Here is a 23,694-nt window from a genome sequence, read left to right on the forward strand (position 1 = left end):
TGTCTTGAAGGATTTTGAATGACAGTGCTTTTGCTCTATTGCTGATTTTCGCCCTCTTTTACTTTCTTATGTCCTTGGTGGTGGCGATGCTCCATCGGCTGGAAGCCACGCTCCTCCATTCTCAGATAGTGCTCGTCCATCCAGGATTTTACCTTTTCTGCCGTTTCTTTCGACATGGCTCCATATTCAACGTATTTATCGACCACTGTCTTTCTCAGTTCAAAAATTTCCTTGTAAAGGTCAGCCAGCACCTTTTTCTGATCTTCCGTAAATTGTACCTGCTTGTCAGGTTCTGGTGTATTCGCTAAGACTGGTGCCTCATTTAGAACCAGCGCCAGCATAACAGCAGCAGTTATTAAAATTAAAATGCGTTTTTTCACTTTGGATTAACACCCCTTTCATAATATGGGTTATTTTGCCACTAACGAGAGGAAAATATGTATGGTTTTTGATTTTTTAGCAAGGCTGTTTTCGAAAAGATTGTTGCTATTGAATGTATTCTTTAAACTGTAGTGGAATGAAGCGGAAGACACTTGACTCCTGCGGGAAGAAGAGGAAAGGTCGAGACCCCGCAGGCAAAGCCGAGGAGGCTCGACTTCCTCCCCGGGGAATCTTGTGTCTGGAGCGAAATGAAACGGACATGTTTACCTCATTAAAAAATAACAAAGTATACGAAAACAGCCTTTAGCAATTTATATGAGTGGGGCAGGCGGCCATCAGGATTTATGTGGATTAAATCCATATAATAGTTTAAAATGAAGTCTCTCAAAAAATAAGAGAGCCATTTAATAATCCCTTGGCCAGAACCAGACAACATTCTACATGTATGAGGGGATTTAAATGGCTCAATACCTTTATTGTTATAAAACAAGCTGAAGACTCTATATTCCATAAGGTGGAGATGAATACGTAAAAATCTGCGAGGAACAAATGAAGTATTGATAAAGAGGCCTCCACTTCAAGGCTTTTAGAGGTAAAATGGTGAGTCGTTCACTCATGCTCTATATTTCTTAAACACTTTTCACATTGATTCAGGTAAGGTATTTGGAAGTCTTCTATTATACTGCCACAGTCTGTACAGTACTTTAGCTCAGCCTTCTCAGTAGTTTCCTCAGTAAATAAAGGATTCATGCGTTTCCCTCCATTTATTATGAAATGTGCTCTTAACACTCCTGACTTCAGTCGTTTACCCCTTCTTACCCTTGAAATTGGGCTTCTTCAGTGGAACCTTTCAGTGCTATGGTCGAAGATGTGCCACCGGAAATAACCTGAGCAACTGCATCAAAGTAGCCTGTGCCCACTTCTCTTTGATGTCGGGTTGCGGTATAGCCATCCTTTTCGGCTGCAAATTCTGCCTGCTGAAGTTCAGAATAAGCGGCCATCCCACGAGTTTTGTAGCCACGGGCAAGCTCGAACATTCCATAATTGAGAGAATGGAATCCCGCAAGTGTAATAAATTGGAATTTATAACCCATTTTAGCAAGCTCAATCTGGAAGGTTTCAATCGTTTCTTTATCAAGGTTTGCTTCCCAGTTAAAGGAAGGAGAACAATTATACGCTAGCATCTTGCCAGGGAATTTCCTATGCATAGCATCGGCAAATTGCTTGGCTTCTTCCAGGCTTGGTTTCGATGTTTCACACCATATCAGGTCAGCGTATGGGGCGTAGGCAAGCCCACGTGCTATAGCTTGATTAATTCCAGCTCTTGTTCTATAAAATCCCTCTGCTGTCCGTTCGCCCGTAATAAATGGAGCATCAGCCGGATCAATATCACTTGTAATCAAGTCAGCAGCATCTGCATCCGTACGAGCTACTAATATTGTGGGAACTCCAGCTACATCTGCTGCAAGGCGCGCAGCAATTAAATTTCGTATCGCGTTCTGTGTAGGGATTAATACTTTGCCGCCTAAATGACCACATTTTTTCTCAGATGATAACTGGTCTTCAAAGTGGACACCTGCTGCCCCTGCTTCAATCATACTTTTCATAAGTTCAAACACATTTAGCTGACCGCCAAATCCGGCTTCAGCATCGGCAACAATTGGTACGAAGTAATCTATTTCTCCTACACCCTCCAGGTGTTGAATTTGATCAGCACGTGAAAGAGCGTTATTAATACGCTTTACTACATGTGGAACAGAGTTGGCTGGATACAAGCTTTGATCGGGGTACATCTCCCCAGCTAAATTAGCATCAGCTGCTACCTGCCATCCGCTCAGGTAAATGGCTTTGAGCCCAGCTTTTACTTGTTGAACAGCCTGCCCTCCTGTTAATGCCCCTAGAGCGTTGATATATAACTCTTCATTTAATAACTTCCATAGCTTCTCTGAACCACGGTGAGCTAATGTATGTTCAATTTGGATAGAGCCGCGTAAACGGATGACGTCTTCAGCCGAGTATAGACGTTTTATTCCAGCCCAGCGAGGATTCGTTTCCCATTGTTCCTGTAGTTTCATAGCTTCAAATTGCATACTTTCATTTTTCATTTTCTTAACCTCCAATTGACTGTATTACTACAGTATTAATTATTTGAAAATTATTATATAACAGAATATTCTCTAACTCAACAGATGTTTCCAAAAAAAAATAAGCACCTCAATGCTTATTAAAAAAGTTAAGAGTGAAATCTATATTTCACTCTTAACTGTTAATTTATTTCCCATGAGAACAGACTATATCATAATCTACTACAAATGCCGTGCTCTTCGGGTGCACTTGAACCCTGCTCCCACATCTCAAAAATGATTGTAAATCTTTAATCCACAGCTTTATTTCCCTAGCTCCTCCACCATCAGCGCCAATTCCTCCCAGCGCTCCATCGTCCGTTCAAGTTCAGCTTCTAGCTCTGTCTTCTGATCCATGATTATTTGAATTTTACCGAAATCACTGCCGGCAGCCGCCAGTTCTTCGTCGAGTTCGCCTATCTTCACTTCAAGACCTGAAATTTTATCTTCAATACCGTCCCATTCGAGCTGGTCTTTATAAGAAAGCTTCTTCCGTTTTTCTGAACGCTGCTGCTTAGGAGGCGGTGTTTCTTTTACTTCTTTAATAGCCGCTGCCTTTTGCTCTTTAGATTCTTCCATAAACTCGGAGTAAGCACCCTGATAGCGGCTGATACCGCCATTGCCTTCGAAAACGATTAGCTTGTCCACCACCCGGTCTAAAAAATACCGATCGTGGGATACTGTAATCACTACACCTGGAAACTGATCTAAATAGTTCTCTAGGACACTCAATGTCTGGATATCTAAATCATTAGTTGGCTCATCTAAGAACAGAACATTTGGCTCTGTCATAAGTACGCGCAGTAAGTATAACCGGCGCCGTTCTCCGCCAGATAGCTTGCGGATATACGTCCATTGCATCGATCGTGGAAACATAAAGCGCTCAAGCATTTGCTCCGCGGTAATCACTTGGCCATCAATCGTGTGAACAACTTCAGCTATTTCTTTAATATATTCAATAACACGCAAATCTCCGTTAATTTCATCGTGATCCTGTGTGTAGTAACCGATGCTAACGGTTTGTCCTATTTCGATTTTCCCCTGATCCGGCTGATCTCCCCCTGCCATGATATTTAACAAAGTCGTTTTTCCGCTCCCATTCGGACCTATAATTCCGATTCGGTCACCGGGTATAATCAAGGTACTGAAGTTATCAATCACTGTTTTTTGATCAAACGTTTTGCGAATCCCTTCTAGTTGAATCACCCGGTCACCAAGCCGCTTAGAACCAATCGCAAACTCCAAATCGTCCTTAGATACAGTTGCTTGTTGCTCTTGCAGCTGTTCTGCCCGCTGGAGTCTCGCTTTTTGCTTAGTTGTCCGTGCTTTCGCTCCTCGTCTTAACCATTCCAATTCACGTCTCAATATATTTTGCCGCTTTGCTTCCCGCTGTTCGGCCTCAGCTTCCCGTTCCGCTTTTTTTTCTAAAAAGACCTCATAATTGCCATCATAGACATAGAGCTTGCCGCGGTCGAGTTCAAAGATTTTATTCGTAACACGGTTTAAAAAATACCGATCATGCGTTACCAATAATAGCGATCCTTTATATTGCGCTAAAAACCCTTCCAGCCACTCAATCGTTTCATTATCTAAATGGTTGGTTGGCTCGTCCATCAGCAGCAAGTCCGCTGGCTGAATCAAAGCTTTGGCAATCGCGACCCGTTTCTTCTGCCCTCCAGAAAGATGCTTTACCTTTTTAGAAAACTCCACAATGCCAAGCTTTGTTAACACCGTCTTCGATACTGTGTTGGCTTCCCAGGCTTCGTTTTCATCCATTTTTTGCTGCATGGCAAGGAGATGTTTTTGTTTGGCAGGGTTCGTTGGGTCCAATTCTAGCTCCTGTAACACCTGTTCATAGCCACGCATTGTTTTCATGATAATCGAGTCGCCATAATAGATTTGCTCCAGTACGGTTAATTCATCTTCTAGCTCAGGTTCCTGCGGCAGGTACTCAATTCTGAAATCATTAGCATGGGTCACAGTGACTTCTTCAGCTGACTCAATCCCAGCTAAAATTTTTAATAGGGTAGACTTGCCCGTCCCATTGACCCCAATCAAACCAATCCGCTGCTTTTCGGCTATTGAAAAAGAGATAAAATCAAATAATGTTTTCTCTCCATAGGTTTTATGTAATTGTTCAACTTGTAAAGTACTCATTTTAGCCTGACTCCTTAATCTAAATCTTCTTTTATTGTAAAACATATTTCTTGATATCACTAATGAAATGAGGAGTTTTTAAAATGTTGCAGAACTGGAGAACATGGATAACAGATTTCTTACATCTGGGAGATGGATGTCATGAATTTTAAAAATCTGTGGTTTAAGCTGCGGGGGAGCTATTGGTTCCACCCAGCCGTCTATAGCTTGGTATCAATCGTCATGGTTGCGATTACAACTTACTTTGATTATACGTTTATCCAATTAGTAGAAGAAATTATACCAGAAGTACTGCTGACCAATCATGATATTGCAAAGTCTTTATATAGCGCCCTAATTACTGCAATTTTAACGATGACGACGATTAGCTTTTCATCGATCATGGTTGTCTTAACCACGACATCCTCACAGTTTTCGCCACGAATTCTGCAGGACTTCATGGCTGACAATGTAACGAAACACGTTTTAGGAATCTTTTCATTTGGCTTTGTTTTTTCTCTGATTAATTTATTGCTATTAACTGAGAACAAACATCGGCTTCTTCTCAACCCTGTATTAACTGTCATCTTTGCAATTATCTGTCTGGCTGCCTTCATTCTTTTTATTCATCATTCTACCAGGTGGGTTCAGGTTAATTATTTAATAGGGAACATTCGTAATGAAACCTCCAAAGTCATCCAACAGCATTTTTCGAAAAAAAGAATGCCATCCAATTACGAATGGTATGAATCGGAATTAGAATTCCTTTCCAGCGAACATGCCAAATCAATTGTTACGGATACATCCGGATATGTACAGCAGCTACAGTTTGATTTACTGGTAAACTGGGCAAAAGAACATCAACTTGTTTTGAAAGCTCATTTTCGGATTGGGGATTACATTCAGAAAGGAATGCCTTTATTTTCGTACTGGTCACAGGGACAAGAAAACGCCTTTGACGCAAACGGTTATAAGGACTTCCTATTAATCGGACTGGAACGGTCAGGCATATATGATATTGAGTTCTCGCTTCAAAAGCTCGTAGAAATTGCATTGAGAGCAATCTCTCCGGCTATTAACGATCCGCATACTGCGGCTAATAGTATAAACAGAATCGGTTCCTTACTGGCTGAAATCGGTGAACATTACTATCCGATGAAGTACTTTGCTGATGAAGAAAATAAGCTTCGGCTAATCATGGACCCCAAGCCATATCGGGAATATTTGTATAAAAGCTTTTATCAAATTAAACATTACGGTAAAAATGATTTGTCAGTCATGGACAGTATATTGGAAGCTTTAACAAAAACTGCTATAGTCAGTCCCGGGGAAATTAAAGAAGAGATTTGGGAATTCAGCAAATATATAATGTCCGCCATTGACAGGAGCAAGCTAGATCAGATTGATACCGATCATATTTACCGGACAGCTGAACGATTGGCTGCAGCCTGCGGGGAAAAATTGAAATGGTAGTTGTTCAATTTTCTTTTTTTTCCTAGAAAAAAGTCAGTTTAGTTTGATCTTTTTTTAAGAACTCCTCTAGCAAATGAAAGATTTTTGCGATTTTTCACATGGAAACAGCTGTGTTACTCTAAAGATAGAGTTATAAAAGGAAGGATTTTTAATTCGTGAATCTATTACTTTCAAAAGCACATGATATTTTAAAAACAGTATTCGGGTTTACTAGTTTTCGCGAAGGGCAAGAGGCTGTCATCCAGCACATTTTGGATGGACACCATACACTTGCTGTGATGCCGACGGGAGGAGGTAAATCTTTATGCTACCAGGTTCCGGGACTAGTTCTCGATGGAACAGCGATTATTATTTCCCCTCTCATTTCTTTAATGAAAGACCAAGTCGATTCTCTACAGGCGAATGGCGTTTCGGCAGTATTTATTAATAGTACTCTTTCCCATACAGAACAAAGGGACATACTCGAGGAGGTCAGGCTGGGTCAATACAAATTTGTCTATGTGGCACCAGAGCGCTTTGAATCATTCGAGTTTATCCAAGCAATAAAAGCGACTCATCTTTCTTTCATTGCTTTTGATGAAGCCCACTGTATCTCCCAATGGGGGCACGATTTTAGGCCAAGCTACCGTTCCATTATCCAAAACCTCCAGCAGCTTGGAACAGATTGTCCGCTTGTAGCCTTAACGGCAACGGCAACGGACCAGGTTATTTATGATATTCAATCGCTATTGGCCATTAGACCGGAATATGTGACAAATACTGGTTTCCTTCGAGAAAATCTTATTTTCCGTGTAGAAAGAGGAGTTAAAAAAAGCGACTTTATCAAGCACTATGTATCAGAACGGCAAAATGATTCCGGGATCATTTATGCTCCAACCCGTAAAATAACGGATCAGGTTTATACATGGCTTGTCACTAACGGATTTAAGGCCGCCCGTTATCATGCAGGGATGTCAGAGCAAGAAAGAATAAAGTCCCAAGACCAGTTTCTTCAAGATGATGTTACGATCATGGTAGCAACTAATGCCTTTGGTATGGGCATTGATAAATCGAACGTACGATATATCATCCATTATGGGATTCCGATGAATATTGAGTCTTACTATCAGGAAGCAGGACGTGCAGGGCGTGACGGGGAGGACAGTGAGTGTATTCTCCTGTTTGCCTCAAGTGATGTCCAGCTGCAAAAATTTTTAATCGAACAATCCTCCCTAGAAGCATCCAAAAAAGATCAAGAATATGAAAAACTCCATGCAATGGTACAGTACGGCTATACCAATCAATGTTTACAGCGCTATATCTTGGATTACTTTTCAGACCCGAATGAACTTGAACGTTGCGGAACTTGCAGCAGCTGTTTAAAATCTGAAGAATTAGAAGACGTCACCAAGGAAGCTCAGATGGTTATGTCCTGTGTTAAACGAATGGGTGAACGGTTTGGAGTTGCAATGACAGCTAAAGTGTTAAAGGGATCCAGCAGTCAAAAATTAAAGGAATTTGGGTTTGCAGCCTTAAGCACCTATGGTTTATTATCCCATTATCGTGAAGCTGACATAAACACCTTGATCCAACAGCTAATTGCGGATGGTTATTTAAACGTAGAACACGGTAAATTTCCAACTATTAAGCTGTCAAAACGCTCTTATCCGGTTCTTAAAGGCGAAGAAAAGGTTTGGATTCATGCACGCGTACAAGAAGTCAAAAGAAACAATAATTATAATGAAGCTCTATTTGACTATTTACGGGATCTTCGTAAAAAACTGGCTGATCAGCAAGGCCTCCCGCCTTACATTGTTTTTTCTGATGCGACTTTAAAAGACTTTTGCCGCATGGTACCTCTTTCTAAAGAAGAAATGCTTCTAGTCAAAGGAGTCGGAGAGAGAAAGTGGGAGGAATACGGGGAATATTTTATCAATGGCATTCAGGAGTTTATTGATCAACATGGACCGGTTCAGAAGGTTAAAACTTTGCCCGAGACTTCAGAGTTTGTAATCCGAAAAAGGGAGCCTTCAACAGAAGGACCTAGCCATTTAATCACTTATAAATTATTCGAAAAAAGACATTCCATTGATGAAATTGCAAAGCAACGCGGAATGTTAAAGTTAACGATTGAAAACCATCTCTTTAAAGCCGCCCAAGAAGGACATCCCTTGAAGTGGGAGTTATTTTTTACACCTGACCAGGAACAGCTCGTTCTTGAAAAACATGGGGTGCTTACGGAGAAAAAGCTAAAGCCGCTCAAAGAAATGTTACCAGAGGAGATATCCTATACAGCCATTAAGGCGGTTTTAGTAAAAAATGGGATTATGTAAAAAGAGGACAGTTTAACAGGAGGGCATTGAAAAAATAATGTTTGTAAAACACAGATGTTGATTTGCGCTCCAGGCGCTTCGCGGACCTTAGGGCGATGCGGAGAACCTCCTCGGCGCTATGGCGCCTGCGGGGTCTCCCCTGCACCGTTCTCCCACTTTCCACGGCAGTGGAAATGAGTCTTCGCACCTTCCGCTCCAATCAACTGAGTCAACTCAAATAAATAACTTTAGCATAGTCAAGATTTTTCAATGCCCTCTTTAACAGCTGTCGTCTTTTTACGATTTCACTTCAATTTGTTTAATGATTCTCGCTGGATTACCACCTACCACCACATAATCTGGAACATCCTTTGTTACAACTGCTCCAGAAGCAATAACCACACCGTTTCCAATCGTAACTCCTGGATTAATGACAGCTCTTCCGCCGATCCAAACATCATCCCCTATGGTGACTGGTCTTCCAAACTCCACACCAGAGCTCCGTTCAAATGGGTCTAACGGATGCGTAGCTGTATAAATATGTACACCTGGTGCTATCATGCAGTTTTTTCCGATTCTCACTTCACAAACATCAAGGATTACACAATCAAAATTAGCGTAAAAGTTTTCTCCGACGTGAATGTTATACCCATAATCACATTTAAAGTCAGGTTCAATATAGAGATTTTCCCCCGTTGTGCCAAACAGCTCCTTTAATAGCTCTGTCCGTATAGGGATTTCAGTTTCTTTAGTCTGATTAAAAATTCTCGTCATTCTTCGCGCATTCTCCCGCCCCATCACTAACTCCGGATCTTGAGGGTTATATGGTTCTCCATTCAGCATCTTTTCTTTTTCAGAGTACACAACTATCTGCTCCCTATGGTAATGTTAGATCTAGTTTAATAAAAATTAAGAATAAAAGCTAATTTGCTGATTGACCCAAGAGTCAATCTCATTATATTTGAACTCCCCGTTACAAAAATAATCAGAATTCGTAATGAACCCCATTTTATTTACGTTATAAATAACTGATTGAAAGGAAAAGTCAGGAGATGCAGTTGCTGTACAGTCTTCTAGCAAAATACAATCATACCCATAACTATGAGCATCTTGTAATGTGCCCATTATACACTGATCAGTATTGATTCCTGCAAAAAATAAGGTTTTAATGTCCAAGTTTGATAGAGTTTGTTGTAATTCTGTACCAAAGAAGCCGCTTACCCGATTCTTTTTAATTTGTATATCTTCTAATTCGACCATTTCTTTTAATTCTGGAATAATTTCTGCTGACCATGAACCTTTAACAAGATTCAAACCGAGTCCGTTAGGTAATTCCTTCCCTAGTTCAGTCCCTGCATCATAGAATATCCTGCTTATTCCTGGTGGTATGTTTACCATGTCAGCACGGATCCCCCAATTTAACCAAACTACTTTCATACCTATACTTCTTGCATGTTTTATTACCTTACTAATCGAATCAACTAGTCTACTTCCTTGGTGATTCCTGCCTAACTTTTCGGATAAGAAAAAGTTTTGCATATCTGTAATGACAAGGGTCGTTCGCTCTGGATCAAATGCAAGCCTATAATTATTACTTTTTAAAAGGTACTTCTTTTTTGCACCACGACTGATATCAAAAGTATCATTACTTTGGATCCAGTAGTTTGTACTATTCCCAAATCGAATCATAGCTTACTCCTTTATTAGAAACTAGTGTCAGCAAGTGATTTCGGACCGGGGATCTCCAAGACAATCCCAGGCCCAAAAGCCACAGCTGGTGCCCAATCAATCTGTAATCAATGATTCCAAATCTCTTGGATAGTAGGTCAATAGCTCAATTCCATCCTCTGTAATGAGTACAGTATCTGAGTGACGGAATCCGCCTACTCCTTGGACATACAATCCAGGCTCAACGGTTACAACCATTCCCGGTTGTATCATTGTGTGATCACCCAGGTCAAAAAATGGAGCTTCGTGGCCTAAAAGACCAATATTATGACCTGTATGGTGACGAGTGAGGTGTTGAATGCCCTCTTCCTTCCAATATGCTTGAATGGTTTCTTCTACTTTGGAATATGGAATACCTGGCTTAATCGTATTGAAAGCAAGCTGCTGTGCATTGTACATATAGGTAAAATATTTTTCTTGCTCAGGAGTAACCTCTTGAACAAACATCGTTCTTTCTAACTCACTTTTGTAACCCCAAACGTCAGCGGCGGCCTGTGTAACGAATAAATCACCTTTTTTAAATACGATGTTTTGTGTAACCGCATGCGGGAAGGCAGCCATTTCTCCGATTTGTCCACGGAAAAAAGCGTTCGCAGGACTACCATGTGGCTTATAATCAGGTCCAAGCGTTTCAACCATCATCATGGTTGCTTCTGTTGTCGCCCGGCTGGTAATCTCGATTTCACTAAGTCCCGGTTTTGTATATTTCGCTAAAAGTCGATGGGCTAAGTTTCCCCATCTGCATGATTCTTTTATTAACTCAATTTCGGCTTCTGATTTGATAAATCGCATTTCCTCTACCCAGCCGTAAACGGAAACAAAATCCTTGGCATCTAGTAAGTCACTCAGTTTTGGACCACGGTAGCCCATGGGAGATCCGTATCCATTCGAATCATAGGCGATGACCTTACCTTGCAGTCCCGATTCATGCATTACATCCTTGAAATATTCCATCGGATGGCGAACACCTGGGTATTCTGGATAAGAATGTACAAAATCAATGACCGCAAACTCTTCCGCATGCTCATGCTCGAGTGCTGGAACGAATAGATGAGTTTTTTCCTGAGGGTCGACAATAAAGCCCATAGGACGCTCAGTCGGATGAAAATGGAAGCCTGTTAAATAAAAAATATCCGTTACACTAAACAAAACCGCTCCGTCAATATGGTTCTCTTTCAATTTTTTGAAAAACTTTTTCTGACGACCTTGTAACTCTTCTTTTGAGATAGATAGACGCATATAGAACCTCTCCCTCTTCCTTTTATTAATGGCAAATCATAGATTCTAAATCTCTAGGATAGAATGTAAGCATTTCGATTCCAGTATCAGTAACTAAAACTGTGTCGGAATGACGGAAACCGCCTAATCCGCGGACATAAATTCCTGGTTCAACTGTAAATACCATGCCAGGCTGAATGATGGTTTCATCGCCAAGATCTAAAAACGGCGCTTCATGTCCTAATAAACCAATATTGTGTCCTGTATGATGGGAGACAAGATGGGTAATACCACTTTCTTTAAAATAGGCTTGAACTTGTTTCTCAACGTCTGAACAGGGGACTCCCGGTATTATCGCGTTAAATGCAACTTCTTGGGCCTCATACATGTGGTTGAAATACTTTTCTTGTTCCTTGCTCACTTCTTGGACAAACATGGTTCTTTCCAATTCGCTATGATAGCCCCACACATCGGCTGCTGCCCCAGTAACGAGTGTATCTCCTCTTTTCAAAATTAAGTTTTGTGTTACCGCATGAGGGAAAGCAGACATTTTTCCAACTTGCCCGCGGAAAATCGCGTAAGCCGTTCTGCCATGTGGCTTATAATCCGGCCCTAGTGTTTCAATCATGGCCATGGTCGCTTCTGTACTTGCTTTACTTGTAATTTCAATTTCGCTAAGACCTGGCTTCGAGTATTTTTGTAGTAACCGGTGAGCTAAGTTCCCCCATCTGCAAGATTCCTTAATCAATTCTATTTCCGCTTCGGATTTTACAAAACGCATTTCTTCAACCCAGCCTGCAATGGTTTCCAATTTCGCCGTAATTAAATCGGCTACTTTCGGTCCGCGATATCCTTTAGACGAACTATACCCTGCTGCGTCTAGCCCCACTACCTTATTTTCAAACTTGTTTTCTATTAAAATATCTTTCAAGTATTCCATTGGATGGCGGAGCCCGGGATATTCAGGGTAGTAATGAACATGATCGACATTGGCATATTCTTTAGCATGATCATACTCTAGGTGCGGGACTAATAGATGTGTTTTTTGCGTTGAATCTAAGACAAGAGCAATAGGTCTCTCTGACGGACGGAAGTGAAAATTCGTTAGATAAAAAATGTCGGTCACACTGAATAAAACTGCGCAATCAACCTTCTCAGCCGCCAACCTTTGATACAGCTTCTGTTGACGTTCTAAAATTTCTTCTCTTGAAATCGATAATCGCATGCTTTTCCCTCACTTTTATAAATTTATTTAGTAAACAAATGGCAAGTGACAGTGTGCCCGTTTTCCATTTCAACTACAGGAGGGGCTTCTGTTTGACAGATAGCCATACATTCCGAACAACGCGGATGGAACGAACAGCCTTTAGGCGGATTGGCCGGACTCGGGACATCACCCGTTAATATAATTCGTTCTCTCTTTTCATCCGGGTGGGAAACCGGTACAGCTGAAATAAGCGCCTTCGTATATGGATGCTTTGGATTTTGAAATAGCTCTTTTGTACTCGCTAACTCCACGATTTTCCCTAAATACATCACGGCTACGCGGTCCGTAATGTGCTTTACAACACTCAAATCGTGAGAAATAAAAATATACGTTAAATCAAATTCCTTCTGAAGCTTTAATAATAGATTAATAACTTGAGATTGGATGGAGACATCCAGTGCTGAAACGGGTTCATCCGTTACAATCAAGTCCGGCTGTAAAATAACGGCCCGGGCAATCCCGATTCTCTGCCTTTGACCACCAGAAAACTCATGAGGATAACGGTCTAGATGATATTCCGATAACCCGACAATCTCTAGGATTTCAATTGCCTTTTTCACACGTTCTTCTTTTGAATGAAGATCATGGACTCGCAATGGTTCGGTTAAAATTTGGCGGATGGTCTTTTTCGGATTTAAAGAAGCGTATGGATCCTGGAAAACCATCTGAATTCGTCTTCTCAGTTTCCGCATTTTTTCATATGGAAGCTCACTGATATCCTTATTCTCAAAAAGTATACTTCCATCCGTCGGGGCATTTAAACGAAGAAGAGTTCTTCCCGTCGTTGATTTCCCGCAGCCGCTTTCTCCAACCAAACCGAATGTTTCCCCCTTATAAACCGTAAAAGAAACATCGTCGACTGCTTTCACATACGTTTTCGGTTTAAACCACCCTTGATCCACCTCATAGTATTTTTTCAGATTTTTAACTTCCAACAACGGACTGGCTACCACTAGCAACTACCTCCTCATCCTGGTAAAGCCAACATCGACAAAATTGATTTTCTAACTGAAATAGGGGAGGTCTTTCCTCAAGACATTTTTTAAATACCTTTGGACAACGCGGAGCAAAGGTGCATCCCATTGGCAGCTCATCTGGGCGTGGAACACTTCCTTTAATCGACCTCAGCTCTTTTTTCCGATCATTGGCATTTGGCAAGGAATCTAGCAGTCCTTGAGAATAGGGATGCTTCGGATTGTTAAAAAGTGTTCGAACGTCTGTACTTTCCACAATTTGTCCCGCGTACATGACAATGACGCGATCACACATTTCCGCGACAACTCCAAGGTCATGCGTGATGAGTACCGTCGACATTTGATTTTTCTTCGTAATATCTTTCATCAGCTCTAAAATTTGGGCTTGAATCGTTACATCCAACGCTGTAGTCGGCTCATCTGCTATTAAAAGCTTGGGCTGACAAACAATGGCTAACGAAATCATGACCCTCTGTCTCATACCGCCTGAAAGCTGATGCGGATACTCATCAATGATTTGCTCTGCTCGTGGAATCCCAACCAGCTTTAACATTTCAATGATTTTATTGCGGATTTCTTTTTTCTTTAAGCTGGTGTGCTGTAAAAGAGGCTCACTCAACTGTTGACCGATTGTGAAAACAGGGTTTAAAGATGTCATTGGCTCTTGGAAAATCATTGCAATATCATTACCGCGAAGCTTCCGCATTTCTTTTTCAGATAGTTTGGTAATATCCTTGTTCTCCAATAGGATCCGACCATCCTCAATATATCCTATCGGTTCGGGTAAAAGTCCCATGATTGATAAAGAGGTTACACTTTTTCCGCAGCCAGATTCACCGACAAGTCCAACGGTTTCCCCCTCATTTACTTCAAAATCAATACCATTTACCGCTTTGACTACACCCGAAGGAGTTTTAAAATAGGTTTTTAGATTTTCAACTTTCAATACCGTATTCGTCATATGTCAACATTTCTCTCCTTTCAGAGCTGCCTTCCTCAATTACCTTTTAATTCCGGATCTAATACATCACGCAGCCAATCTCCAAACAGGTTGACCCCTAGAGCCGTAATGACAATGGCAACACCAGGAAACGTAATCAACCACCACGCACTATAGATATAATCCTTTCCTTCATTGAGCATGTTCCCCCATGCCGGTGTTGGCGGCTGTACCCCGAAGCCCAAGAAACTGACGGAGGCCTCAGCAATAATAAAGGTTGCAATTTGTAATGAAGACAAGACGATGATCGGAGTAAATAGATTCGGAACAATATGCTTTAAGATAATTTCTCTTCTTCTAACCCCAGTAGCTACACAAGAGAGAATAAATTCCTTTTCTCTTAAAGCTAATACTTCACTTCGTACGACCCTGGCGTAAATGACCCATCCCCCGATTACAAGGGAAATAATGATGTTTCTCAGACCTGTTCCAATTACTGCATTGATCACGAGGACAAGCAGTATAAATGGGAATGCAAGCATAACGTCTACAATCCGCATTAGTACTGCGTCAATCCAGCCTCTAAAGTAACCAGCCACTATTCCAATAATGGTTCCAATTAAGCCAGCAAAAAACACCGTTGATACACCAATTATGAGAGAAACCTTTGTGCCATAAATGATTCGAGACAAAATATCCCGACCAAGCTGATCCGTTCCTAACAAATGGCCATCTGTCATAGGAGGAAGGAGCTTTTTACTAAAGTCGGCTAATTCAGGATCGTACGGAGCCAGCCAATGTCCAAAAAGCCCAAGCACAAGAAGAATGACAATGATGAAAGCGCCAAATAAACCGGTACGACTTTTAACCAATTGTTTCATTAGAAATTGCCATTGTGATTGTTTTTTAGACGTTTTAATTTCGATTTTCTGCTCTGTGTTTTTTTCGATTATAGTATTACCCAAGTGTTCATGCCTCCTATTTCAAACGGATTTGCGGGTTCACATAGGCATATAGGATATCTGCCAAAAAGTTGATGATGGAGTATATTAACGCGATGATAAATACCCCTGCAAGGACGACTGGGAAGTCACGGTTCATCAGCGACTGCATGAGAAGTCTCCCAATGCCTGGCCAGGAAAAGACGGTTTCCGTGATAACTGCCCCGCCAAGTAAAACCCCTAAATCTAAAGCCACAAGTGTAATGATGGGAAGGAGCGCATTTTTTAAGGCGTATCTAGATAACACTTTCCGAACTGGAACCCCTGAAGCTTTTGCCGTACGAATATAATCTTTTCGAAGTACATCGAGCATCGTTGATCTTGTAAAACGAGCGAATCTGGCAACACTGTAGGCGGCTAGTGTGATCATAGGTAAAATCATATGAGTCACCGATCCCCCGCCACCGGAAGGAAGCCAGTTCAATGTTGCTGCAAAAATCAGGATTAAAATAATCCCTAACCAGAAACTTGGTATGGCTTGACCTAGTACGGTAAAAGCAACCCCCATTTGGTCATATATCGAATTTCGTTTATATGCGGAAATAATTCCAATTGGAATCGCTATTAATATCGAAAGGGCAAGCGCTGAAAAAGCCAGCTGAAACGTTGCCGGTATTCGGTCTAATACAATTCCTAGTGCGGGCTCACGTGAACGTAAGGATTCACCAAAATCACCTTGAACTGCATTGATCATGAATTCCCCGTATTGAACAATAAGAGGTCGGTCAAAGCCTAGTGCCTGTCGATATTCAGCTAACTGGTCCTTTGGAGCATCCGGAGGTAAGAAAAGCGCAGTTGGATCCCCAGATAGACGAATTAAAAAGAACACAGCTGTTAATGCCAAAAACACAACCAAAATCACCTGAAGGGTTCTTTTTACAACAAAATCTAACATGTCCATACCTCCTTTTCTTTAAGATTGGAAGGAGGGTATCAAAACCCTCCTATTATTAGTTCCAGCTCATGGTATGGACAAGCATTTTTTCATCAATTCGCGGCTGGAAGCTCAAATTTTTTCTGACCGCGTATAAATCACCTTGCTGCCATAAATAAATCCATGCTGCTTCCTCTACTAATCTTTGTTGAATTTCAGCCCATGCCTGTTTTCTTTCCTCAGGGTCAAATATTGGAATGGCATTTGAAATCATTTCTTGTACTTCTGGGTCATAAAATCCGCTATATGGTGCTTCTTCGGTAAATAGGTTTTCAACCGTTCCTTGTGCGTCAAATGCAGGGCCCCAGCCCAGTATAAACATGTCACTCATCTCTCGTTGACGTATTTTTGCTAAATGATTTCCCCACTCGTTAACTTGAACATTAACAGTGATACCAATTTGTTGTAACTGAGCAGCAATCGCTTGTGCTACATGAGTATCCATAGGATAGCGTCCGTTTGGAGTATCCAATTGTAAGGTTATATCAGAAGGTTTATAGCCAGCCTCTTCTAATAACTGAATTGCTTTTTCTGGATCATATTCATACCCTTCTGTTTCAGCATAATCCGCATTAATTTTTGATAGCGGACCAGTCATTTTCGTTCCATTTCCGTTTAATACACTTGCTAATAATTCATCGACATTAACAGCGTAGCTAATGGCCTGGCGTACCTTTTTATCTTGCAGTGGTCCATCGTAAAATGTATTAAGTGCTACATAGTTAATCCGAGAAGATCCAATCATTTCAATTTTTGAATTACCGTCGTTTTCTACTCTTTCTACTGAGTCCACCGGAACATTCTTAAATAGATCGATTTCACCACTTAAAAATGCTGCCAATCGAGTACTAAATTCAGGAATATATTTAAACGTAACCTGTTTAATACTTGGAGCACCGTTCCAGTAATCTTCATTGGCTTCAAGCTTTAGATATTGGTCCCTTTCCCACTCGGAGAATTTGTATGCTCCTGTACCCACAGGGTTTTTTGCTGCTTCATCAAGACCTACTTCCTGAACATGTTCCATGTCCATGATCAATAGGTCATCAGCTATACGTAATAATAAATTCGGCAGTGGTTCATGTGTGATGATTTGAACCTTATAATCATCAATAACCTTAACTTCTTTAAAGGCTGTCCATCTTGAACGATAAAATGAATTATTTTCTTCATTTAAAATGTATTCAATGTTTTGCTTAACATCTTCTGCGGTAAAAGGTTTTCCATTATGGAAAGTAACATCTTCTCTTAAAGTAAATTCCCAAGTAAGTTCATCGATATTTTTCCATTCGGATGCTAATCCTGGAATAAATCCGCCTTCATTATCTCTTTCAATTAACGGATCATAAATATTTCTGATTTGTACATCATTTACATAATTCACGTCCGTGTTAGCAAGCATTGTAACAGCATCTGACTCAATGCCAATTACAATGTCGTCCCTAGCCGATGGAGAACCCTCTTCAGTTGCATTATCATTTGAATCACTATCATTGCTATCTGTCATATCCCCTGCAGTTTCGGGAGTACAGCCCGCAGCAATAAATAATAGTAAAATGATCGAAAATATTACCATTAGATTTTTTCTTTTCATAAAATTTCCCCTCTCCTAAATGATTACTAGATAACCCCAAATGCAATGTTCGAATGAAATCAATCCTTTCTCTATTTATCTGAAATATCTTTATTTTCAGTCTATCAATTCTTCTTTTTTTATCTATGTGGTTTATACCAAAATCAAAATCTATTTCTTGTTAAAATTCACAAAATTAAGTATAGTTTAAATAGTAACTTTTTTTGTTTGGGGGTAATTATGAATCAATCACTCAATAAATTACAGTTACAATATTTAATTCATGTTTCGAACCTATTAAATTCAACCTTGGACATTGATACAGTCGTCGACTTAATCATTTCTGAAATTATTCCAATAATTGACGGGGCTGATGGCGGAATTCTCTTTTTGTTTGATGAAAAGAATCAGCAGTTAATTCCAAAGAGTTCCTATGGATTTAATGAAAACATATTAAAGCTGGTGAGAATAAAACCTGGTGAATCTATGACAGGACTTGCTTTTAAAAAGAGGAGGACTTTGATTTTCTCAAATCGCGAGGAAATATTTGGAGCCCAGAAATCCTTTTCTCCTTACAATTTAGAAATGCATAATTCAGCTATACGCTCTATTGTTTACTCTGCAATCTGTGCACCCATTTTTATTAAACAAAAGTGTATTGGCATCATTACGCTTGATTGTTTTTCAAGAAACAAGTATTTTACAAAGGAAGATAAGGAACTTCTAGAAGCCATTACCCATCAGGTAGGAATAGCTTTAGAAAGGACTGCATTATATAAGGAAAAAGAAAAATCTATTAAACTTCTTGAAAGCCTCAATCATGAAATTACCCGGCAAAATCACCTTCTTTCACACTCTATAAAAATGCATCAAAGATTATCTGATATTGTATTGAACGGGGAAGGACTGAATGAAATTCTAATGTATATTCAGTCAACCATTAGAATACCTACCCTTTTACTGGATAATTTTGGAGAAGTATTAATCTGCTACAAAATAGAAGAACTCAATGTAGAAATTGATTCCTTTAAAGAGTATATTGTCCCTCATTTAAGTGACTATCCAGTTCAAAAGCAAACTCTCATTTCAATAGGGAGAGATCAAAACTATTTTCTTTCTCTATTTCCAATTGGCAGTAAGACCAACCTTCTTGGATATTTAGTTACAGTTTCCAACAGCAAACTAAATGATATTGATTATACAGCGCTGAGCCACGCTTGCACGATCATTTCCTTGGAATTATTAAAGGAACAACATCTTTATGAGATAGAGCAAAGTTTAAAAGGAGAATTTATTGAAGAGCTTTTTCAAGCTGAAAAGTTTAGTGACAGCTTACGAAAAAGAGCATTACAATTAGAGCTTGAGCCTGACCGATTATATCAAGTTATTTACATTGACTATGAACCATTTATCCTAAATTATCAGAGGTCTAGAAGCATTAACTATACCATTCACAAAAAATTACTTCATTTAGTAAATAATCTCTTTTTGAATGGTTTTGCATCCGGTCTTGCAGTTAATAAGCACAATCATATTGTAATCATTCTGTCCTTTAAAGTTGAATCAAGGTTTGAAAAAATTAAATCATTTTTGAAGGAAAAAAGTAACCAATTTTTAATTCAAGCTGAAAAAAATTTCAAAGGCTTGACTCTAGCAATAGGGATTGGAGGAATACAGAAAGGATTAGATCTTGTTTATAAATCTTCACAGCAGGCCGTTAGATGTTTATCCTATATAAAAAACAAAAAAGTAAATGATACGATCCTTTTTTTTGATGAATTAGGAGCTAAAAGGCTTTATTTAAATAACACCGATGAAGAGCTAATGGACTTTTTAACAGATGTTCTGGGCCCATTATTTCAATATGAAAACCAACAAAAAGAAGAGTTTATTGAAACGTTATTCATTTATTTAGATAATAACCAAAAGTTAAAAGTAACAGCTGAGAAGTTACATGTTCATTTAAATACTCTTTCCTATCGAATAAAGCGGATAGAATCAATTTTAGGTATTAGTTTTCAAGACCCTAATGATCTCCTAAATTTATATTTAGCTGTTAATATGTACAAACTGCTAAAAAAAGTCTCATCTTAAAGAAAACCCTAAGCAGGTTTCAAATTTTCTAAAAAAGTGCTGTTTGCTGGAAAAGGAAGGAGAATTTAGACTCCTTCCTTTAACTATCATTTCTCTAAAAAATAAATAGGTACTAATTTCTTATATAGCACGTATTAAAAAATGGTTTTATTTTAAGTCTAAGCAATTATTTTATTTTGACTTATTGTGTTTCCTTCGAGTAACCGTGCCTGCACGAGACGTTCTCTTACCTTAATGCCAATCAGGCTGGCTAAATAGGCTTTCACGATACCGCCTAATATAAATGGAGTGACAGCAACACTCATTGCAGCCCCCCATGAAACATCAGCGACGAATTTATATTGGATACCGCCTAAAGCTAATGTAATCACCATCCCGACTAGATTTGCAATCATCGCCATTGAAATCGTAAATTTAGTTTTTTCAAGAATTAATCCTGTAAAATAGGCTGTTACAATAAATCCAATGATGAATCCGCCGGTTGGACCAACTAATACATGAAAACCAGCACTTGCTGAAGAGAAAACCGGAACTCCTACAGCGCCAATCGCTGCATATACAATCATGGAAACAGCTCCATAGCGACTTCCTAAAATCGTTGCAGTCAATCCCACAGCTAAGGTTTGTCCGGTAATTGGAATCAGCGGAAGCGGAATCGTGATCTGAGCAAGAACCCCTGTAATCGCTGCAAATAAAGCGCAGTATAATAGCATTCTAAGTTTATAATTTCTTTCCATGTTAAGTCCTCCTCGTCTATTGTTAACCTATGTATAAAAATAGGTTAACATTATTTTAAGGAGAATGGTAGGGGTAAATTTTATTGTTTATAAATTGTGCGTTGCGAAACGTAATAGGGCGTTAGATTCAGTTTATGGGCAGATTTTACACTATTTGGGCTCAAAGATTAATAATTGGGCTGTTTTGGCAAATAATTGGGCTACCTGGTACAAGAATTGGGCTGTTTTCGCAAATAATTGGGCTCCTGATCAAAGAATTGGGCGCTCTATACTGATTAACTGGCGCAATGCCCAATTTATGGGCAGCAATTATAATAATTGGGCTTGACAAACATTAATTGGGCTTTCTTCAAAAGAATTGGGCTTGACAAAAGATTAATTGGGCGTCTTAAACAATAATGTATCAACCCACCACAAATTACTGTATCCCCAGCCTATTTTCGCTTCCGTTTCTTCCTGTTTCTATCCCGTTTTTTATTATCAGGAGATCTGTTAACCCTTCCTCGATCTGTTCGCGCATGAGCCGGTTCCTCTTCCCGTTTCGGTCGCAAATTTCTCTTTTCAAGAGATTGTCCGATGCCTTTTTCAATGTTTCTAAGCATCCCTGTGTCTTTTGGCGCGACAAAGGTAATAGCCTTGCCTCTTTCCCCTGCTCTGCCGGTTCGGCCGATTCTGTGGATATAGCTTTCTACATCTTCTGGAATATCGTAATTGAAAACATGGGTAACTCCATTTACATCTAATCCTCTTGCCGCTACATCAGTTGCTACTAAAAATTGAATATCAGCACCCCGGAATCTTTTCATAACCCGTTCTCTTTTAGCTTGAGACAGATCGCCGTGTAATTCATCTGCATTGAAACCATTTTGCTGAAGCGCCTCGTTGAGCTTACTGACCCGGCGCTTCGTCCGACAAAATATAATCGCCAAAAACGGAGACTCTTCTTTTAAAATTTCCAACAGATGCGTCTGCTTTAGCCGATCTGTTGTAAAAATAACACTCTGGTCAATTTCCTTTACCGTTACTTCTGGGTTTTTCACCCTAATATCAACCGGATTTGTTAAATATTTTTTAGCAAGACTTCGAACCTGATCAGGGACCGTTGCCGAAAACAGTAACGTTTGCCGTGTTGGCGGAGTCGCTTGGATGATCTGTTCCACCTCAGGAAGAAAGCCAATATGAAGCATTTGATCAGCTTCATCTAAAACGAGTGTAGTGAGATTGGAAAGCTGGACCGTTTCTCTGCGCAGATGGTCGAGCAGTCTACCTGGAGTTGCAACCATTACGTGAATATTTCCCTTTAACTTTCGTAATTGCTGCTCCACATCTTGGCCCCCATATATTGCAAGGACCCGAATACCTTCTTCCTCGCTGATGACATTTTTAATATCACTTGTTATTTGAAGCGCCAGCTCCCTTGTTGGTGTCAGAATGAGAGCTTGCGGTTCCTTTATTGCAAAATCAATTCTCTCTAAAATCGGCAGGACAAAAGCCAGGGTTTTACCTGTCCCTGTCTGGGCCCGCCCAATAACATCCTTTCCTTCGAGAATAGGAGGAATTGCTTTCTCCTGAATCGGAGTAGGGGATGTAATGCCTTTATTATTGAGTCGTTCAATCCTAGCAGCACTTATATGCAGGCTATGAAAATCGTCCATCCTGAGACCACCTATACATTATTTTACGCATCTGCAATTTCACCTTTATAAAACATTTTTTTATGAAGTTCAATCCCTAATTCCCTGGCGATTTTTTTTAACTCTCGCTCTTCCCTCGGTGTGACAAAGGATACAACTGTCCCTCCATCAGACCCTAGTCTTCCTGTCCGGCCAGACCTGTGAACATACTGATTCAGATCCTTACTTAAATCAAGGTGAAGCACATGAGATAGTCCTTTTATATCTAGTCCTCTTGCCGCTACATCAGTTGCTAAAAGAAGATTACTTTTTCCTGAGCGGATGTTACGTATGGCATTCTCTCTATCCTGCTTTTTTGTTTCACTATGTAAAACACTGGGGGTGAGACCCTCATAAGTCAGTTTTGATACCAGCACATTTAATTCGCTAATGTCATTGGCAAACACTAACACCTTTTCTGGCTCAGTTCTCATCAATTTCCCGATCAATGCAACCTTGTCCCGCTCTTCACAAACGAAGTAGATGTGCTCCACTGCTTTATTCAGACTAGGTGCTTCTTCTACCTTTATAATCTCTGGCTTATTCATCCACTCTTTAGCTAACTCTTCGGTCTTTTCAGTGAGGGTTGCCGAAAATAAAACAATCTGTCTGTCCCTTAAAGCCGAATCCACAATCCCGTTTACGGTTTGAAGATGTTCTGGAACCAATAATTGATCCCCTTCATCTATGACAATGGTTTGGACTTCATGCATTTTTATTTTCTTTTGTTTAATAAGTTCCAGTAAACGACCTGGTGTTCCCGCAATGATATGGGGCCGTTTTTTTAGTTTTTCTATTTGGCGTTTGATGTTCCCGCCGCCGATAAATGACGCGGCTTTAACTTCACTTCCGCTAGACCAATCCTGAATCTCCTGAAAAATTTGCATCACTAATTCATGCGATGAGGCAAGGATTACTGCTTGCACATGAGGAAGGCCCGGGTCAACCCGCTCTAAAATAGGCAGAAGATAGGCTAATGTTTTCCCTGTACCAGTTGGTGATTGGGCAATCACGTCCCTGTTCTCAAGGATCAAGGGAATGGACTTTTCTTGAATCGCAGTAGGATTGGCAAATCCTTGTTTTCTCCAATTTTCCTGTAAAAATGGTTTTAACTGCTCTATAATCGATGAATTCATGCTATACTCCTCTTT

General features: G+C 40.0%; 19 protein-coding genes. 3 read left to right on the forward strand and 16 right to left on the reverse strand.

Annotation, left to right across the window (positions count from 1 at the left end; all coding sequences use genetic code 11):
• Window positions 1-35: 35 nt before the first annotated feature.
• The 4 genes from CRO56_RS10355 to CRO56_RS10365 all read right to left on the reverse strand — a co-directional run bounded on the left by CRO56_RS10355 (window position 36) and on the right by CRO56_RS10365 (window position 4,661).
• Window positions 36-380 (reverse strand): YckD family protein, encoded by a 345-nt coding sequence (locus tag CRO56_RS10355; RefSeq protein WP_097158555.1) that lies wholly within the window; start codon window positions 378-380, stop codon window positions 36-38.
• A gap of 610 nt (window positions 381-990) precedes the next feature.
• Entirely contained in the window at window positions 991-1,131 is a 141-nt protein-coding gene (yhfH, locus tag CRO56_RS23620; RefSeq protein ID WP_142305204.1) for a protein YhfH, read from the reverse strand.
• Between the two features lie 65 nt (window positions 1,132-1,196).
• Window positions 1,197-2,486, reverse strand: a complete 1,290-nt coding sequence (gene aceA, locus CRO56_RS10360) for an isocitrate lyase (RefSeq protein ID WP_097158556.1) — start codon at window positions 2,484-2,486, stop codon at window positions 1,197-1,199.
• Window positions 2,487-2,768: 282 nt separating this feature from the next.
• Window positions 2,769-4,661 (reverse strand): ABC-F family ATP-binding cassette domain-containing protein, encoded by a 1,893-nt coding sequence (locus CRO56_RS10365; protein ID WP_097158557.1) that lies wholly within the window; start codon window positions 4,659-4,661, stop codon window positions 2,769-2,771.
• Between the two features lie 141 nt (window positions 4,662-4,802).
• Here CRO56_RS10365 and CRO56_RS10370 point away from each other — a divergent pair, with 141 nt between their 5' ends.
• Together CRO56_RS10370 and recQ are read left to right on the forward strand one after the other, a co-directional pair.
• Window positions 4,803-6,113, forward strand: a complete 1,311-nt coding sequence (locus CRO56_RS10370) for a DUF2254 domain-containing protein (protein WP_097158558.1) — start codon at window positions 4,803-4,805, stop codon at window positions 6,111-6,113.
• A gap of 155 nt (window positions 6,114-6,268) precedes the next feature.
• Entirely contained in the window at window positions 6,269-8,425 is a 2,157-nt protein-coding gene (gene recQ, locus CRO56_RS10375) for a DNA helicase RecQ (protein ID WP_097158559.1), read from the forward strand.
• Window positions 8,426-8,701: 276 nt separating this feature from the next.
• On the opposite strand, the gene CRO56_RS10380 is transcribed toward recQ, so the two are convergent.
• The 9 genes from CRO56_RS10380 to CRO56_RS10420 all read right to left on the reverse strand — a co-directional run bounded on the left by CRO56_RS10380 (window position 8,702) and on the right by CRO56_RS10420 (window position 18,060).
• Complete coding sequence (locus tag CRO56_RS10380; protein ID WP_097158560.1) at window positions 8,702-9,268, reverse strand: sugar O-acetyltransferase; 567 nt, start codon at window positions 9,266-9,268, stop codon at window positions 8,702-8,704.
• 45 nt (window positions 9,269-9,313) lie between these two features.
• Window positions 9,314-10,093, reverse strand: coding sequence for a cysteine hydrolase family protein (locus tag CRO56_RS10385; protein ID WP_097158561.1), 780 nt, complete (start codon window positions 10,091-10,093; stop codon window positions 9,314-9,316).
• Window positions 10,094-10,189: 96 nt separating this feature from the next.
• Complete coding sequence (locus tag CRO56_RS10390; RefSeq protein ID WP_097158562.1) at window positions 10,190-11,371, reverse strand: M24 family metallopeptidase; 1,182 nt, start codon at window positions 11,369-11,371, stop codon at window positions 10,190-10,192.
• Between the two features lie 25 nt (window positions 11,372-11,396).
• Window positions 11,397-12,575 (reverse strand): M24 family metallopeptidase, encoded by a 1,179-nt coding sequence (locus CRO56_RS10395; RefSeq protein WP_097158563.1) that lies wholly within the window; start codon window positions 12,573-12,575, stop codon window positions 11,397-11,399.
• A gap of 23 nt (window positions 12,576-12,598) precedes the next feature.
• On the reverse strand, window positions 12,599-13,570 hold the full coding sequence (locus CRO56_RS10400) for an ABC transporter ATP-binding protein (RefSeq protein ID WP_097158564.1): 972 nt from the start codon (window positions 13,568-13,570) through the stop codon (window positions 12,599-12,601).
• Complete coding sequence (locus CRO56_RS10405) at window positions 13,542-14,552, reverse strand: ABC transporter ATP-binding protein (RefSeq protein WP_097158565.1); 1,011 nt, start codon at window positions 14,550-14,552, stop codon at window positions 13,542-13,544. The genes CRO56_RS10400 and CRO56_RS10405 overlap by 29 nt, the downstream gene beginning before the upstream one ends.
• Window positions 14,553-14,587: 35 nt before the next feature.
• Complete coding sequence (locus CRO56_RS10410; protein WP_245855772.1) at window positions 14,588-15,496, reverse strand: ABC transporter permease; 909 nt, start codon at window positions 15,494-15,496, stop codon at window positions 14,588-14,590.
• Between the two features lie 13 nt (window positions 15,497-15,509).
• Entirely contained in the window at window positions 15,510-16,427 is a 918-nt protein-coding gene (locus CRO56_RS10415) for an ABC transporter permease (protein ID WP_097158566.1), read from the reverse strand.
• A gap of 55 nt (window positions 16,428-16,482) precedes the next feature.
• Window positions 16,483-18,060, reverse strand: coding sequence for an ABC transporter substrate-binding protein (locus tag CRO56_RS10420; protein ID WP_097158567.1), 1,578 nt, complete (start codon window positions 18,058-18,060; stop codon window positions 16,483-16,485).
• A gap of 219 nt (window positions 18,061-18,279) precedes the next feature.
• On the opposite strand from CRO56_RS10420, the gene CRO56_RS10425 reads away from it, so the two are divergent.
• Window positions 18,280-20,133, forward strand: coding sequence for a helix-turn-helix domain-containing protein (locus tag CRO56_RS10425; RefSeq protein WP_097158568.1), 1,854 nt, complete (start codon window positions 18,280-18,282; stop codon window positions 20,131-20,133).
• A gap of 158 nt (window positions 20,134-20,291) precedes the next feature.
• Here CRO56_RS10425 and CRO56_RS10430 read toward each other — a convergent pair whose 3' ends face one another.
• From CRO56_RS10430 to CRO56_RS10445, 3 genes are all read right to left on the reverse strand, one after another.
• A complete protein-coding gene (locus CRO56_RS10430) occupies window positions 20,292-20,870 on the reverse strand; it encodes a biotin transporter BioY (RefSeq protein WP_097158569.1) in 579 nt (192 codons plus the stop codon).
• 434 nt (window positions 20,871-21,304) lie between these two features.
• Entirely contained in the window at window positions 21,305-22,525 is a 1,221-nt protein-coding gene (locus CRO56_RS10440) for a DEAD/DEAH box helicase (RefSeq protein ID WP_097158571.1), read from the reverse strand.
• Between the two features lie 23 nt (window positions 22,526-22,548).
• Complete coding sequence (locus CRO56_RS10445) at window positions 22,549-23,679, reverse strand: DEAD/DEAH box helicase (protein WP_097158572.1); 1,131 nt, start codon at window positions 23,677-23,679, stop codon at window positions 22,549-22,551.
• Window positions 23,680-23,694 lie beyond the last annotated feature (15 nt).

The organism is Bacillus oleivorans (assembly GCF_900207585.1).
Lineage (GTDB): Bacteria > Bacillota > Bacilli > Bacillales > JC228 > Bacillus_BF > Bacillus_BF oleivorans.

Bases quoted from the DNA above. Each gene is read 5' to 3' on its own strand.
- yhfH (WP_142305204.1), bottom strand. From the start codon at position 1,131: ATGAATCCTTTATTTACTGAGGAAACTACTGAGAAGGCTGAGCTAAAG.
- CRO56_RS10440 (WP_097158571.1), bottom strand. From the start codon at position 22,525: ATGGACGATTTTCATAGCCTGCATATAAGTGCTGCTAGGATTGAACGA.
- CRO56_RS10405 (WP_097158565.1), bottom strand. From the start codon at position 14,552: ATGACGAATACGGTATTGAAAGTTGAAAATCTAAAAACCTATTTTAAA.
- CRO56_RS10370 (WP_097158558.1), top strand. From the start codon at position 4,803: ATGAATTTTAAAAATCTGTGGTTTAAGCTGCGGGGGAGCTATTGGTTC.
- CRO56_RS10445 (WP_097158572.1), bottom strand. From the start codon at position 23,679: ATGAATTCATCGATTATAGAGCAGTTAAAACCATTTTTACAGGAAAAT.
- CRO56_RS10430 (WP_097158569.1), bottom strand. From the start codon at position 20,870: ATGGAAAGAAATTATAAACTTAGAATGCTATTATACTGCGCTTTATTT.
- CRO56_RS10385 (WP_097158561.1), bottom strand. From the start codon at position 10,093: ATGATTCGATTTGGGAATAGTACAAACTACTGGATCCAAAGTAATGAT.
- CRO56_RS10425 (WP_097158568.1), top strand. From the start codon at position 18,280: ATGAATCAATCACTCAATAAATTACAGTTACAATATTTAATTCATGTT.
- CRO56_RS10420 (WP_097158567.1), bottom strand. From the start codon at position 18,060: ATGAAAAGAAAAAATCTAATGGTAATATTTTCGATCATTTTACTATTA.
- CRO56_RS10390 (WP_097158562.1), bottom strand. From the start codon at position 11,371: ATGCGTCTATCTATCTCAAAAGAAGAGTTACAAGGTCGTCAGAAAAAG.
- CRO56_RS10365 (WP_097158557.1), bottom strand. From the start codon at position 4,661: ATGAGTACTTTACAAGTTGAACAATTACATAAAACCTATGGAGAGAAA.
- CRO56_RS10395 (WP_097158563.1), bottom strand. From the start codon at position 12,575: ATGCGATTATCGATTTCAAGAGAAGAAATTTTAGAACGTCAACAGAAG.
- CRO56_RS10415 (WP_097158566.1), bottom strand. From the start codon at position 16,427: ATGTTAGATTTTGTTGTAAAAAGAACCCTTCAGGTGATTTTGGTTGTG.
- aceA (WP_097158556.1), bottom strand. From the start codon at position 2,486: ATGAAAAATGAAAGTATGCAATTTGAAGCTATGAAACTACAGGAACAA.